Here is a 16,154-nt window from a genome sequence, read left to right as displayed (position 1 = left end):
ATAGTGGAAAATCAATTATGCCTCGGCATAATTGCGTCTAAAATAAGTTAGACGTTAGTTGGTTGTTTTACGTACGGGTTTGAAAGATCCATGCCTTCTAATGAAAGACCCATAGCTTTTGCTACACCTTCACCATATGCTGGATCAGCTAAATAGCAGTGCAGGATATGGCGACGTTTGATGAACTCTTCCACTGACGCCATATCATTCGCAGTATTTTCGAATAGGCGTTGTTGCTCTTCGGCAGTCATTAGGCGGAATAATTTACCTGGCTGCTCGAAGTAGTTGTTGTCGTCTTCACGGAAGTCGTGGATACCAGCATTACCGTCAATACGTAATTCAGGCTCTTTGTAGTCTAAATTATGCTCCCATTCACCATAGCTATTTGGTTCATAGCCTAAAGTTGAACCAAGATTGCCATCGAAACGCATAGCACCGTCACGGTGGAACGTACGGAATGGACATTTTGGTGCGTTTACAGGAAGCATGTAGTGGTTCACACCTAAACGGTAGCGTTGTGCATCTGCATACGCAAAGATACGAGCTTGTAACATTTTGTCTGGCGAGAAGCTAATGCCAGGGATAATATTTGATGGTGCAAATGCAGCTTGTTCAACTTCCGCAAAGTAGTTGTCCGCGTTTTTATTTAACTCGAATTCACCCACAGGAATTAATGGGAAGTCTTTTTTATACCATACTTTCGTTAAATCAAATGGGTTATAGGGTAATTCGCGAGCTTGTTCCTCTGTCATTACTTGAATATACATTTTCCATTTTGGGAAATCGCTATTTTCAATTGCTTCATATAGATCGCGTTGTGAAGATTCACGGTCATTACTGATCACTTCAGCAGCCTCGGCACCAGTTAAGTTTTTAATGCCTTGCTCTGTAGTAAAGTGGAATTTAACCCATACGCGCTCATTTTCTTCATTAATAAAGCTATATGTGTGAGAACCGAAACCGTGCATATTGCGGTATCCAGCCGGAATACCACGATCAGACATAACGATTGTTACTTGGTGAAGTGCCTCTGGTAATGAAGTCCAGAAATCCCAGTTTGAATTAGCGTTTTTCATATTTGTACGTGGATCGCGTTTTACCACGTGGTTTAAATCTGTAAAGTGTAAAGGATCACGGAAGAAGAATACAGGTGTGTTGTTACCAACTAAATCCCAGTTACCCTCTTCTGTATAGAATTTAAGTGCAAAGCCACGAATATCGCGCTCAGCATCTGCTGCGCCACGCTCACCTGCAACTGTAGAGAAGCGTGCAAACATTTCAGTCTTTTTCCCAATCTCTGAGAAGATTTTTGCTTTTGTATATTTAGTAATATCATGCGTTACAGTGAAAGTACCGAATGCACCTGAACCTTTAGCGTGCATACGACGTTCAGGAATAACTTCACGGTTGAAGTTCGCTAATTTCTCAACTAGCCATACATCCTGAAGTAATAGAGGACCACGAGGACCTGCTGACATTGAATCGTGGTTGCTTACTACTGGAGCGCCACCTGCTGTTGTAAATCGACGGCTACGATCATTTTTGTTTGTCATATTAGTTTACCTCCTAAAGAAAAATTGTGAGTCAAACTCTTCATCAATAACTATAACAAACACAAACTAGAATTGCTAGTAAATTATAATAATTATTGTTAAAGAATTTTTACATAAAGATATAAACTATAAATATATGCTAGATTGAAAGATGTTATGAATATCCTTTACCACAAATTTAGTTTTTTTAAACATTTTCGAGAATTATTTAAAAATGAGTTATAAATAATAGATAACTTAAAAATAAATGAAATCTTTAATTCATTTATTCTTATTGAAAATAAAATATAATAATTGAAAATAACATGGTGAAGGTTTGTTACTTCTTGTAGATCAGGTATCCTGAAATACTGTGAAGATAATGCCTTTATCCGCTACGATTTCGCACAAGCGCTCAGTTGGAACAGAAATCACCCTTGTGTTACATTTTTACGTTTTACGATAACGATGGGGAGTAATTCCGATGTGCTGTTTAAAAATTTTAATGAAGTAATTTGAATCATCGAAACCATTTAAATAAGCAACTTCACTAATAGCAAAATCTGTTTCTACAAGCATCTTTGTAGCATTTTGAATTCGGACTTGTTGTAGGTAGCGTTTAAATGGCAGACCTTGCTTCTTAGAAAAAATCGTACTTAAATAATTGGGGCTAATCCCTAGTTTATGGGCAACGTAAGGTAAAGATAACCCACTATCCTGAAATTGTTGGTCGATAATTTCTATGGCCAGTTCTACATAGTCAGCCCGTTTTTCTATTCGTGCCTCATTAGCTAATTCAATCAGCCTTTGTGTAAATGATATGATGCCATTTAGAATGGTATAAAATATAGGATGCTCAATAATTAAATGAAAAAGCTGACGGTAATTTTGCTCAATTGTAGCTTTCTCATGTAATTTATACTTCAGCATAAAGCGTCGAATTTGCGCCAAAACACTTGTTAGATGAATACGTAAGTCATCTTGCTTGTAATAAATCCCCTCATTAGATAGTCGATATAAAAATGCTTTGACGGCTTCAATGTTTCCGTCTTCTAAACTACTGATTAGTAATTGCTGCTCTTCAGGTGTTAGTAATGGATCGAAGGTCTGTGTTTCAAATTGTTTGCTCGCATAAAAAATATGCCCATAGCCTTCGTAAAAGCTTTGATGAAGTGCACGTTTTGTTAAGGTATACATATTCTTCATGGTGGTTGGTTCCCCATCATAAACCCCAATATTTAAAGAGCTATTATTCGTTAATCGCCATTCCTTCATTAATGTACGAATATCCTTTTCTAAGTCATTTGTTTGGAATAAACATACAATTTTTTCTGATAAAGGATAAATCCTCGTACTATAATAAATAGGAGTTTGCTGAAGCCAGTTGTATAGTTTATTAAACATTTCGGCATGCTCAGGCTCGATCATTGTGAAATGTATATTTGTCTCAAGGGAACTTGTTTTATTATCTAAAAATAGTTGATAGTAAAAGGATTCATCTGTAGCTTCTTGATACACTGCTTCTACCTTTGGTGTCCGAAGGGAAATGGCAGTGAGCTTTTGCTTTAATACTTCTAAATCAATTGGTTTAACGAAGAGATGTGCGACCTGTAAATCGATTGCTTTTAATGCATTTTTAAACAGTGGCTCTGTCGTCATAGCTAAAATAGTCCCTGAATGTTTTTGTAAAACACGATAAAGTGCAGTTAAACGATTATTCGAGAATAGGTCAATATTTAGTAGTATCACCTCAGGCTCGAATTGCTGGATACTTTGAAGGGCATCATTAATAGTTGTACTTATTTCTATAGTTACATCCCCAGGGAAATATGTATGTAAAAACCAACGAATCCCTGAAAGATCAGTGGAATCCCTGTCAATTAATAACAATTTCAAAACTCGAACCCCCTTATAATTATCTAGTTTCGTAAAAAAATACTATTATATTATTAAAATAACAAAAATTCTGAAATAATTCATGTTTTCTCTTTTAAAATTCCCTATTTTCTGAAAAAGGTAGTTAGTACAATGTAGTTAGTGTTATTGTTATTTATCTTTTATAGCAATAGCGAGATTGATTAAAAGCATTTTTACATAGCTCTAAGGAAACAGGGGGATGTCATTATGAAGTCTATTATCGAGCTTGATGGTCAGACATTAACAAGACAGCAAATAGGGGAAATTGTAGAAGGTCGTGCCACGGTAGAGCTTTCTCTAGACAGTGTGGAGCGTATACGTTTAAGTAGGGACCGAATTGAAAAGCGTTTAGCTGAGGGGCAAACGATATATGGTGTGAATACAGGCTTTGGAAAGCTAAGTAATATAAAGATTGAAGAGGAAGACATTGAGCTTTTACAGTTAAATTTATTGCGCTCAGATGCAACTGGTGTTGGTGCACCGTTTCCAACAGATGTTGTACGTGCCATGATGGTTTTACGTGCAAATGCTTTAGCTCGTGGTTTTTCAGGTATTCGTCTGGAAACAGTACAGCTGCTATTGGATTTTATTAATAAAGGAGTACATCCGATTGTGCCTTCTCAAGGTTCAGTTGGAGCAAGTGGGGATTTAGCGCCGTTATCACATTTGGCTTTAGTGCTAGTAGGCGAAGGTAAGGCGGAGTTTAATGGAGAGATTATGAGCGGTAGTGCGGCGCTACAGCAAGCTGGGTTAACGCCTGTCCGACTACAAGCTAAGGAAGGGCTAGCGCTTGTAAATGGTACACAAGCAATGACGGGTATCGGAGTTTTAACGGTGAACGAGGCAGAGCGAATTGGATTAGCGGCAGATATGGCAGCAAGTTTAACGCTTGAGGCACTTAAGGGGATTACTTCCGCATTTGATCCAGCACTTTTAGCGGTAAGACCACACCCGGAATTAGAGCTTGTTGGTGGACGAATCCGTAAGTGGCTAGATGGAAGTAAACGTGTGACAAAGCAAGGTGAAATCCGTATGCAAGATGCCTATTCACTACGTTGCATTCCGCAAGTACATGGTGCTTCATGGCAGTCATTTTTCTACGCTCAGGACCGCGTACAAACTGAAATGAATGCAACGACAGATAATCCGATTGTTTTAGAAAATGGTGAAGTATTGTCTGGTGGGCATTTCCACGGTCAACCAATCGCATTAGCCATGGACTTTTTAAAAGTCGGTGTAAGTGAGTGGGCTAATATTTCAGAGCGTCGTACAGAACGCATGGTTAATCCCCAACTTAATGAAGGTTTGCCACCATTTTTAGCAACAAATCCTGGTATTGAATGTGGACTAATGATTGCTCAATATACAGCAGCCTCTATCGTATCTGAAAACAAAGTATTAGCACATCCTTCAAGCGTGGATTCTATACCGACTTCAGGTAACCAAGAGGACCATGTGAGCATGGGTACAACATCAGCCCGCCAAGTACGTCAAATTGTACACAATGCAGCCCATGTCATTGCAATAGAAATGATTTGTGCATCGCAGGCTATTCATTTGGATAAGGCAGAAGAGAAGTTATCTCCAACAACACGAAAGTTTTTAGAAAAAGTGCGTGAATATTGCCCACCACTGTTAGCAGATCAACCAATTGGCGATGAAATTGAAGCGCTTGCAAAGTATTTATTAACGAGTGATGTTCTATTGAATGAGTATGTGTAAACCTTTAGGCGATAGCTTCCTATAAGAAATCCAACAAATCTTTCATTTTGTCCGGATTGACAGGGAATTCTAATTAACGGTCGAGGGGGAATAGAATGGAATTTCAACAACAAGAGCTGAGGCAAGACTCGCAATTCCGAGTCTCCTCAGCTATGAAGATGATTGCGTGCAGCTTGGTCGGAATATTCAGTTTCTTCATATCGTTTGAATGGCAGGGTAAGAATACAATTTTAATTGATCACATTGTGAATTTTATTCGCACCGAAGCACCACTACTTGTAACTGCCTATGTACTCATAATGCTTGTAGGTGGAGCGCTTCATCCATTCCTTACGAAGAAGTGGAATAAGTCGATCGTCAATATTGTATTGTCAATTTTTAAAGTGGGCGGTATGGTTGCTGGGATTTTATTAATTTTTAATATAGCACCTGCATGGCTGGCAAATGAAAGTATCGGTCCGTATTTACTGGAGAAGCTTATTAAGCCAGTAGGGATACTAATCCCGATTGGATCTTTATTTTTAGCACTTCTAGTAAGCTATGGATTGCTTGAATATATCGGTGTTTTAACACAGCCGTTTATGAAGCCTATTTTTAAAACACCTGGACGTTCAGCGGTGGATGCGGTTGCCTCATTTGTCGGAAGTTATTCGGTTGGCTTACTTTTAACGAACCGTGTTTATATGGAAGGTCGCTATACAGCGAAGGAAGCCGCTATTATTGCAACAGGTTTCTCGACGGTATCTGCAACGTTTATGGTCGTTATTGCGAGTACGCTAGATATTATGCAGCATTGGAATGCGTTTTTCTGGGTGTCGCTCGTTGTAACATTCGTGGTCACTGCGTTAACAGCGCGTATTTATCCACTTCGTTCAATGAAGGATGAATATTACAAGGGCGCGACGCCGATGCCAGAAAAGATTGTAAAGAAGGACCGTTTTAAAGAAGCGTGGCGCCAAGCGATGGATGCGGTTGAGCAAAATCCACCTTTAGCTAAAGTTTTATGGATGAATTTAAAGGATGGCTTCATCATGGCGATGGGTGTTATTCCGTCGATTCTATCAATTGGTCTGCTAGGGCTAGTACTTGCAATGTATACACCAATTTTTGATTGGCTTGCGTATATTTTTGTACCTTTCACATATGTGTTACAAGTTCCAGAACCATATTTAGCAGCGAAAGCGCTGTCATTATCGTTAGCGGAAGTATTTTTACCAGCACTTGTTGTCACACAGGCGGCACTTGTGACGAAATTTATTGTGGCGGTCGTATCGATATCGGCAGTTCTGTTCTTTTCCGCCGTTATTCCACTTATTTTATCGTCAGAAATTCCATTGACATTACGCCAAATTATAATCATTTGGTTTGAACGTGTCGTTTTAACTTTAATCATCGTAACACCAATAGCATTTTTACTATTTTAAAGGAGAGTGTTTTTAATGGCAGTCAAAACAAATATTCGTGCACCACGTGGGAATGAATTATCTTGTAAAGGTTGGACACAAGAAGCTGCAATGCGCATGTTAATGAACAATCTAGATCCTGAAGTAGCAGAAAATCCAGATGAGCTAATCGTCTATGGTGGGATCGGTAAAGCAGCGCGTAATTGGGAAAGCTATGAGCAAATTATTGCGTCATTAAAAGAATTAGAGAATGATGAAACACTTCTTATTCAATCAGGAAAGCCGGTAGCTGTATTCCGTACACATGAACATGCACCACGTGTATTAATCGCGAATTCTAATTTAGTGCCAGCATGGGCAAATTGGGAGCATTTCTATGAGTTAGAGGACCGTGATTTAATGATGTACGGTCAAATGACTGCTGGTAGCTGGATTTATATTGGTGCACAGGGCATTTTACAAGGTACGTATTTGTCATTCGTAGAGGCTGGTAAAAAAGTATTTGGTACAGCAGATTTACGCGGCAAATTCATCCTTACAGGTGGTATGGGTGGTATGAGTGGTGCTCAGCCTTTAGCTGGGAAAATGGCTGGCGCTGTCATTTTAGTAGTAGAAGTAGAGCGTGCTCGAATTGAACGTAAAATAAAAGAAGGTTACTGTGATTACCTTGTAGAGACGGTAGATGAAGCTATTGAATTAGTCAATAAACTACGTGACCAAAAAGAGCCTGCGTCAATAGGTCTTGTTGGCAACTGCGCAGATGTTAATCGTGAGCTATTGAACCGAGGAATTATCCCTGATTTTGTAACAGACCAAACATCTGCCCATGATCCGATCAATGGCTATGTTCCAAATGGCATGACGTTTGAGGAAGCGCTTAAACTGCGTAAAAATGATGTGAAAACGTATGAGCGAAGAGCGAAAGAGACGATGGCTGAGCATGTTCGTACAATGCTTGAATTCCAACAAGCAGGTGCAGAAGTATTTGATTACGGGAATAATATTCGTGCCTATGCCAAAGAGATGGGTGTAACGAATGCCTTTGATTTCCCTGGTTTCGTTCCAGCGTATATTCGTCCTTTATTCTGTGAGGGGAAAGGTCCATTCCGTTGGGCTGCACTTTCAGGTAACCCTGAGGACATTTATAAAACAGATGCACTTGCCAAAGAAATGTTCGCTGAAGATGAAGGTCTTGTGAATTGGATTGATATGGCGCAAAAAATGGTTAAATGGCAGGGGTTACCAGCGCGAATTTGCTGGTTAGGCTATGGTGATCGTCATCGTTTTGCATTGAAGGTTAATGAAATGGTTGCTAGTGGTGAGCTATCAGGGCCGATTGTCTTTGGTCGAGATCATTTAGACTCAGGCTCAGTTGCCTCACCAAATCGTGAAACAGAAGGTATGATGGATGGCTCTGATGCAGTATCAGATTGGCCAATTCTAAATGCACTTGTCAATACAGCAAGTGGTGCTAGTTGGGTAAGTGTTCATCACGGTGGTGGTGTAGGTATGGGTTATTCTCAGCATGCTGGCCAAGTGCTAGTAGCGGATGGTTCTGAGTTAGCCACAGAGAAGATTGCACGAGTGTTAATTTCCGATCCAGGTATGGGTGTTGTGCGTCACGCAGATGCAGGCTATGAAATTGCTATTAATACCGCAAAGAACAAAGGTGTGCGTATACCAATGCTAAAGGATGATGCGAAGTGACAATTTTAATCAAAAATGCTAATGAAGTGATCACGTTAAAAAGTGCTGTACAAGGTCCTCGTACGAAGGAACAAATGCGAGACATTGCAGTAGTGGAAAACGGCAGTGTTTTAATGGAGGGCAATAGCATTATAGCAGTAGGTTCAATTGCACAGCTAGAAGCGGATTTCCCTGATCTTGTAAAGGTGGCTGAGGTTATTGACGCCTCAGATAAGATTGTTATGCCGGGTCTCGTCGATTGCCATACGCATTTAGTTCATGGCGGTACACGTGAGCAGGAGTTTAATATGCGACTCAATGGTGCCACATACATGGAAATTATGAATGCGGGTGGCGGGATTCATGCCACAACAAACCGGACACGAGAAACTAGCTTTGGTGATTTATATGGAAAAACGATGAGTCATTTAGATGTGTTTTTAAAGCATGGTGTTACTACGGTTGAAGCAAAATCAGGCTATGGTTTAGATTGGGAAACTGAAAAGAAACAGCTTGAAGTAGCTAAGGAATTGCAAGCCACACATGACATTGATGTCGTTAGTACATTTATGGGGGCGCATGCGGTGCCACGTGACTATAAAGGACGTGAAGATGAATTTGTCGATGTAGTCATCCATGACATGCTGCCGAAAGTAGCTGAGCTAAATCTTGCAGAATTCAATGATGTATTTTGTGAAAAAGGTGTATTTACCCCAGAGCAATCACGACGTATTTTAGAAGCCGGGAAAGCGTTAGGGTTAACACCGAAAATTCATGCAGATGAAATTGAACCTTATAAGGGAGCAGAGCTTGCTGCTGAAGTAGGGGCAATTTCGGCGGAGCATTTATTAGTCGCTTCTGATGAGGGGATACAAAAAATGGCTGAAGCTGGAACGATTGCCGTGTTGCTACCTGGTACAGCATTCTTCTTGCGTGCGCCATTCGCAAGGGGACGCCTAATGATTGATGAAGGGGTACCTGTTGCTATATCAACTGACTTTAATCCTGGCTCATCCCCTACAATGAGTCTACCCTTTATCATGAATTTAGCTTGTATGCATATGGGTATGACACTAGAGGAAGTGTTAACAGCGACAACTATTAATGCTGCATGTGCACTTAACCGTGGACATCAAATTGGCTCTCTTGAAGCGGGCAAACAAGCTGACGTCATTATATTGGATGTTGCCAATTACAAGCAGTTACAATATTTCTATGGCATGAATCATACGAATACTGTAATTAAAAATGGGCAAGTTGTCGTACAGGATGGTATTCTTTTGAAAAACCAACTAGTAAATTAAATAATACGAAAGGCATAAATAAGGCAGAAATGCTTTGTTTATGCTTTTTTATTGAAAGCTTTTTTTATTCTTTTTTATAAAAAGAGTTGAAATTGTTAACTGGAAAAGTTATTATGTTATTAAATAGTAATTCTAGATTTACAAATTACCATCTCTGCAAAACATTGAATCAAAGGAGTTATCTTAAAATGACAAAATACCGTTCACAAGAAGAAGTTCTTGCGAATTATGATTCTTCTAAATATATAACACCTGATGGATATACATCAGATATCGCAATTTTTACAATAACATCCGAAAAAGTAGAGGAAAAAGCACCTCCGATGATGACGCTTAAAATCATGTTGATTAAACGGGTCGAAAAAGATCATGAAGGAAACTCAAATATCGAAGGTGGAAAATGGGCGCTTCCAGGTGGATTTGTAGATGCGACAAAAAAGGAAACCGCCTATATGGCTGCTAAAAGAGAATTGAAGGAGGAAACGAATGTAGATAGTCTACACATTAAGCACTTTGGTGTCTATGATGATATAGATCGAGACCCTCGAGGTTGGATGATTTCAAATGCCTTTTATGCAATCGTTCCGGAAGTATACATTGACCTACGTCAAGCCAATGACGATGCGGTAGAAGTAGAGCTTTTCGATATAAATGAAGTGTTCGAACTCGATTTAGCCTTTGATCATCGGAAAATTATTTCGGACGCTTTAGAATTTATTAAGAAAGATATGATACAAACAACAGTTGCTAAAAATTTTTTACCGGTAGAATTTACGTTATCTGAACTACAGAGAGTTTTATTGACAGTGGGAGATGATCCGCGTATTTCAAACGATTCGGTGTTCTTTACAAAAGCGCCTAAGCTGCCTTTTATTGAAAAAGTTTTAGATGGAGATGGGAAACCGAAGAAAACGAAAAGAAATTCATTTAGACCATCGCAATTATATTCTTTTAATGACTTCGAAATCGTAGAGTCAATTTATCATTAGGAAAGCATCAGTCTTTCCTAATTAATTTTCAATATACTAATTTGTAATTTGTCAATTACTAATTAAATGAGAAATTGGAGTGATGGAAATATGTCAAAGCGTGCATTGATTAATATTGATTATACAGTGGATTTTGTAGCTCAAGATGGAGCCCTAACTTGCGGAAAACCAGGGCAACTATTGGAAGGGGTAAATACACAATTAACAAAGGAATTTATGTCAAACGGCGATTTTGTAGTTTTCGCTATTGATGTTCATGAAAAAGAAGATAGCTATCACCCAGAAACAAAGCTTTTCTCTCCTCACAATATTCGAGGTACGAGGGGGAGAGAACTATATGGCTCTTTAAAAGAAGTATATGAAGGAAATAAAGAGTTGGATCATGTCTACTATTTGGATAAAACCAGATATTCTGCTTTTGCGGGTACAGATTTAGAGATTAAATTGCGCGAAAGAGGCATTACTGAACTGCATTTAATCGGTGTATGTACGGATATTTGCGTTCTTCATACAGCGGTAGATGCCTATAATAAAGGGTTTAACATTGTTATTCATAAAAATGCAGTAGCATCTTTTAATCAAGCGGGGCATGAGTGGGCGTTAAGACATTTCGAGCATTCTCTCGGAGCTACTATTATATAAACGGAGGAACAGGGTATGAAATATGCAGACGATAGCTTCATGTTGCACACAGATTTATACCAAATAAATATGGTGGAAACGTACTGGAATGATGGTACACAAAATCGAACAGCGGTTTTTGAACTATATTTTCGACAACTTCCGTTCGGGAATGGCTATGCGATATTTGCAGGCTTAAAAAAGATAATGGAGTTTATCAAAAACTTTGGTTTTTCAAATAGTGATATTCAATATTTACGCGAGGAAGGAAAATACTCAGAGGAATTTCTTAAATACCTTCAAAATCTAAAATTTACAGGTACTATTTCTGCAATGAGGGAAGGTGAATTAGTATTTGCAAATGAACCTATTTTACGAATTGAAGCCCCATTGGCAGAAGCTCAGTTAATGGAGACACCTTTATTGAACATCGTTAATTACCAAACTCTTATTGCAACGAAGGCTTCGCGCATTAAACAAGTAATTGAAAAGGATGTCGCGATGGAATTCGGTACTCGTCGAGCGCATGAATTTGATGCAGCAATTTGGGGAACTCGTGCAGCTTATATTGGTGGATTTTCTGCAACTAGCAATGTCAGAGCTGGAAAATTATTTGGCATTCCTGTCTCAGGTACTCATGCACATGCCATGATACAGGCATATCGTGATGAATACACCGCGTTTACAAAATATGCAACTACGCATAGAGATTGCGTTTTCTTAGTGGATACGTATGATACGTTACGTTCGGGTGTCCCTAACGCAATTCGGGCCGCAAAGGAGTTTGGAGATAAAATCAATTTTGTAGGAATCCGGCTGGACAGTGGAGACTTGGCTTACCTGTCAAAAAAAGCAAGGGAAATGCTAGATGAAGCTGGTTTCACTGAAGCAAAAGTTATAGCATCTAATGATTTGGACGAATACACGATTATTAATTTGAAGTCTCAAGGGGCTAAAATTGATACATGGGGAATCGGAACTAAGCTCATTACAGGCTACGATCAAGCAGCTCTTGGTGGCGTATACAAATTAGTATCTATTGAGGATGAAAACGGGGAAATGGTCGATACCATCAAAATTTCCGGAAATCCAGAAAAAGTAACGACTCCAGGCCGCAAACGTATTTATCGAATTATTAATACAGCCAATGGTCATGCTGAAGGAGATTATATTGCATTGGACTACGAAAACCCGCAAGAGGAAAAACGCTTGAAAATGTTTCACCCTGTTCATACTTATATCAGTAAATTTGTGACGGATTTTACAGCGAAAGAATTACATCAAGACATTGTGGTAAATGGATCTATTCTGTACAAAGAACCAACACTTCAAGAAATTCAAGTATATGTAGAGGAGAATTTACATCTACTATGGAGTGAGTACAAACGAACAATGAATCCAGAAGAGTATCCGGTCGATTTAAGTCAAGCGTGCTGGGATAATAAAATGGCAAGAATTAAAGAAATTAAAGAAAAAGTAACGAAGATGATGAATGGGAGAAACTAATAGAGAAGTGGAATGGGGGGTAGGAAATGGCGAAAATAGGGATTTACGGATCATCTTTTGATCCAATTACAAATGTTCACCTTTGGACTGCAAGCACAGTCGCACATCGTTGCAAATTAGATAAAGTGATCTTTTTACCTTGCTCAAACAAACGAAAGGACAAGGAGATAAAAACGGAGAATTCTCATCGATGGAATATGCTGCAGCTAGCTATTGCTAAGGATGAGCGCTTTATTGCAGATTCATATGAAATGGAGCAAGAAGGCTGGAACATTTACACGTATGATACGATGAAATATTTTAGAGAACAACACCCGAATGATGACATTCATTTTATTATGGGAGCCGATTTATTAGTTGATATTGGCGCAGGATTGTGGAAAAAAGGAGAAGCATTAGTAGATGAGAACAAATTTATTGTAATGGCAAGGCATGGGATTGATATGTTATCAACAATTAGTCGCTCTCCAATTTTGAGGAATCATGATGATGGAAGATTTCATTTGATTGACAAAGGCTTAGCAATGGAAATTAGCTCTACCTATATTCGAGAAGAATTTGCAATGGGCGGTGAACCAAAATATCTACTGCCTTCCGCTTGTTATGACTATATTAAAGAGCATAATCTATATCAAAAATAATCTAGGCATGGGCGATAACTTTATTGGTAGACCCCGTCATGTTTCGTATTGTGAGGAGCGTCAAAAGGATTTCGTTTTTATCCATGATGAGATTTTATTTTGATCCTAGCTATACTCTTTTAGTTCGGCTTGCCCTGAAACCCCGTAGATACGTAGTGACGAGGAGATTGAAGCTAAGCTTGCGGAAAGCGCCAACTCGGAGTGAAAATCAACCTCGAGCTATGGTAATGGATCTTTTATTTTGTAAAGATGGTGAACTTTCTCATATATCGTTTTGGGTAAGATATAATGAAACTAAATGATATAGCAAACGTGCAAGGTGCTGCAATTACAAAAGGTTTTGTGTATCACCTAGCACAATGATTAATGTTAGAAAGGAATTCTTAGATGTGCAGCTTACATTAACATTTCTTATTTTAGGAGCGACAATTTTTGCTTTTGTGACAAATAAAGTACGAGCGGATCTAGTTGCGATTGTGTCGCTTCTAGCATTCGTCATTACAGATATTTTAACGCCAACAGAGGCGCTTGCTGGCTTTTCGAACTCTGTAGTTTTAATGATTGCAGGGTTGTTCGTTGTGGGCGCAGGAATTTTACGCACTGGACTGGCAGGGATGGCAGGGCGATTATTGTTAAAATGGTCAGGTGATAGTGAGCTGAAATTATTTGTGTTATTGCTCATTATTGTAGGGACGGTAGGTGCCTTTATGAGTAATACGGGTACTGTAGCTTTAATGATGCCGATCGTTGTTAGTATTGCCATTAGTATGAAGGAAAGCCCTTCGAAATTCTTGCTACCACTTTCTTATGTTGCGAGTCTTTCGGGGCTTATGACATTAATTGCTTCACCAACAAATTTAATTGTCAGTCAGTTATTAGTAGATCGCGGCTATAATAAGCTAGGGTTTTTCGAAGTGACGCCCATCGGTATTGTAGGGATGATTGTTGGTATTACCTATTTAGTACTTGTGCGAAATAAACTGTTACCAAATGATAAGAACCGTTCACAAACAAAAGCTGACTATAAACTATCCCCGAAGAAAATTATTAAGCAATATGATTTAAACAATCGTCTGTTTAAAGTGTTTGTGCCTGATGGTTCGCCGATTATTGATGCAACATTAGCAGAATTAAAACTTCCTGCCAAATATACGCTTTGTATGATGAAAATTCATCGTCGATCTCAAGAAGGCATTAATTTTTTACCAATGACATATCAAGAAATGGCAGGTCCGACAAGCGTGATACATGCCAAAGATGAATTGTATGTCCAAGGTGAAGAAGAAAATATTCGCCGCTTTGCTTCGGATTATAGTCTAGAGATGCAGGAGCTAGTCGAAGGAGAGGCTGATGAATTGGTATCGAAGCATCTTGGTATTGCTGAAGTATTATTAACGCCAAATTCGAGTTTTATTAATAAGACTGTTAGCACCTTAGGCTTCCGAGAGAAATATAATCTTAATATAATTGGTATTAATCGTAGAGGCGGCTATAAACTGCAAGATATGGTGACACATAAATTGAAATTTGGAGATGCCATTTTAGTGCAAGGTGCATGGGATGAAATTCTATTACTTGCAAGGGAAACGCAGGATGTCGTTGTTGTTGGACAGCCGAAAGAGCATGCGAGTGTCGCGGCAGCAACGGGTAAAGCGGGTGTTGCCGGTGTCATTATGATTTTAATGATTATGTTAATGGCTTTTGAAATTTTCCCTGCTGTTATTTCCGTTATGATTGGTGCTGTATTGATGATATTAACAGGCTGTTTACGTAATATGGAGGATGCATACAGCAATATGAACTTTGAAAGTATTGTGCTTGTAGCTGCGATGCTTCCGATGGCAACTGCATTGGAGAAAACAGGTGGTATGGTTATTCTATCCGACGGTATTATTAACGCGCTTGGAGATTATGGACCGTATGGAGTACTAGTTGGTGTATATATTTTAACAGTTATTTTTGGACAATTTATTAGTAATACGGCGACTGCTGTCTTGTTCGCACCGATTGCTATGAATGCGGCAATTGCAATGGAAGCAAGTCCAACGACATTTATGATTGCTGTTGCTGTAGCAGCGAGTATGGCGTTTGTCACGCCAATTGCTTCCCCGACAAATGCGCTTGTGATGACGGCTGGCGGTTATAAATTTATGGACTTTGTGAAAATAGGAATCCCGTTACAGATTATTATGTTTATCGTCATGATGCTGACAATTCCATTTTTCTTCCCATTCTAACTTCTTTCAGCGGGTGTCCAAACATCCGCTGAAGAAGTTAGAGCCTCCGGCGGTTGTCACGGAATTATGTCGAGGTATAATTGATAAACTCGGTTTCTATACCGAGTTTTTTGTTTTAGTGAAAAACAATTAATATTTTTATAGGGATTATGATAAAATTATATTTTAGATAACAATAAAACATTAAATTTACTTCAAATTGTGGGTCTGATAATAATTGTTTTTTAATCCTATATATAGGAAGTTTCTCGGAGAAATGAAAAACTATCAATTTTTTTCAGAAAAAATGTTGACCGTCTTAGATTAAGAGTGTATTATTATACAAGTCGCTAAGACATCTACTAAAAACAATTTAATTAAATAAATTAGTTGTTGACATAGAGTTTACGACATGATATTATATAAAAGTTGCTGTTGAAGAAACGGCAACGAAATGAACCTTGAAAACTGAACAAGCAAAACGTAATCAATAAAGTTTTTAGTAGCTAACCTTGAGTTGGCGAACGAAACAAAATTTTGGACATCAAACATGATGCCAGCAAAACAATTTGAGCTAATCAAATTTCTTTTATGGAGAGTTTGATCCTGGCTCAGGA

Annotated in this window: 11 protein-coding genes; 9 read left to right on the top strand and 2 right to left on the bottom strand. The window is 38.7% G+C overall.

The window, feature by feature from the left end:
* Positions 1 to 47: 47 nt before the first annotated feature.
* Positions 48 to 1,553 carry a catalase gene (locus tag ACFVT8_RS21320; protein WP_387085483.1) on the bottom strand — a complete coding sequence of 502 codons (1,506 nt, stop codon included), beginning with the start codon at positions 1,551 to 1,553 and terminating at the stop codon, positions 48 to 50.
* Positions 1,554 to 1,982: 429 nt separating this feature from the next.
* Positions 1,983 to 3,428 (bottom strand): helix-turn-helix domain-containing protein, encoded by a 1,446-nt coding sequence (locus ACFVT8_RS21315; RefSeq protein ID WP_387085486.1) that lies wholly within the window; start codon positions 3,426 to 3,428, stop codon positions 1,983 to 1,985.
* Between the two features lie 228 nt (positions 3,429 to 3,656).
* Here ACFVT8_RS21315 and hutH point away from each other — a divergent pair, with 228 nt between their 5' ends.
* From hutH to ACFVT8_RS21270, 9 genes are all read left to right on the top strand, one after another.
* Entirely contained in the window at positions 3,657 to 5,171 is a 1,515-nt protein-coding gene (hutH, locus tag ACFVT8_RS21310) for a histidine ammonia-lyase (RefSeq protein WP_387085489.1), read from the top strand.
* A gap of 95 nt (positions 5,172 to 5,266) precedes the next feature.
* On the top strand, positions 5,267 to 6,595 hold the full coding sequence (locus ACFVT8_RS21305; RefSeq protein ID WP_387085492.1) for a YjiH family protein: 1,329 nt from the start codon (positions 5,267 to 5,269) through the stop codon (positions 6,593 to 6,595).
* A gap of 15 nt (positions 6,596 to 6,610) precedes the next feature.
* Positions 6,611 to 8,281: a urocanate hydratase gene (gene hutU, locus ACFVT8_RS21300; protein ID WP_387085495.1), complete on the top strand. Its 1,671-nt coding sequence runs from the start codon at positions 6,611 to 6,613 to the stop codon at positions 8,279 to 8,281.
* Complete coding sequence (hutI, locus tag ACFVT8_RS21295; RefSeq protein ID WP_387085498.1) at positions 8,278 to 9,564, top strand: imidazolonepropionase; 1,287 nt, start codon at positions 8,278 to 8,280, stop codon at positions 9,562 to 9,564. The genes hutU and hutI overlap by 4 nt, the downstream gene beginning before the upstream one ends.
* 188 nt (positions 9,565 to 9,752) lie before the next feature.
* Positions 9,753 to 10,553 (top strand): NUDIX domain-containing protein, encoded by an 801-nt coding sequence (locus tag ACFVT8_RS21290; RefSeq protein ID WP_387085500.1) that lies wholly within the window; start codon positions 9,753 to 9,755, stop codon positions 10,551 to 10,553.
* 90 nt (positions 10,554 to 10,643) lie between these two features.
* Entirely contained in the window at positions 10,644 to 11,195 is a 552-nt protein-coding gene (locus ACFVT8_RS21285; protein ID WP_387085503.1) for a cysteine hydrolase family protein, read from the top strand.
* A 15-nt stretch (positions 11,196 to 11,210) separates the two neighbouring features.
* Positions 11,211 to 12,680, top strand: a complete 1,470-nt coding sequence (locus tag ACFVT8_RS21280) for a nicotinate phosphoribosyltransferase (protein WP_387085506.1) — start codon at positions 11,211 to 11,213, stop codon at positions 12,678 to 12,680.
* Positions 12,681 to 12,706: 26 nt separating this feature from the next.
* Positions 12,707 to 13,321 carry a nicotinate-nucleotide adenylyltransferase gene (nadD, locus tag ACFVT8_RS21275; RefSeq protein WP_387085509.1) on the top strand — a complete coding sequence of 205 codons (615 nt, stop codon included), beginning with the start codon at positions 12,707 to 12,709 and terminating at the stop codon, positions 13,319 to 13,321.
* Between the two features lie 359 nt (positions 13,322 to 13,680).
* Positions 13,681 to 15,558, top strand: coding sequence for an SLC13 family permease (locus ACFVT8_RS21270; RefSeq protein WP_387085512.1), 1,878 nt, complete (start codon positions 13,681 to 13,683; stop codon positions 15,556 to 15,558).
* Positions 15,559 to 16,154 lie beyond the last annotated feature (596 nt).

This window comes from Lysinibacillus sp. NPDC058147 (assembly GCF_042884205.1).
Lineage (GTDB): Bacteria > Bacillota > Bacilli > Bacillales_A > Planococcaceae > Lysinibacillus.
This window is presented reverse-complemented; position numbering and strand designations above follow the sequence as displayed.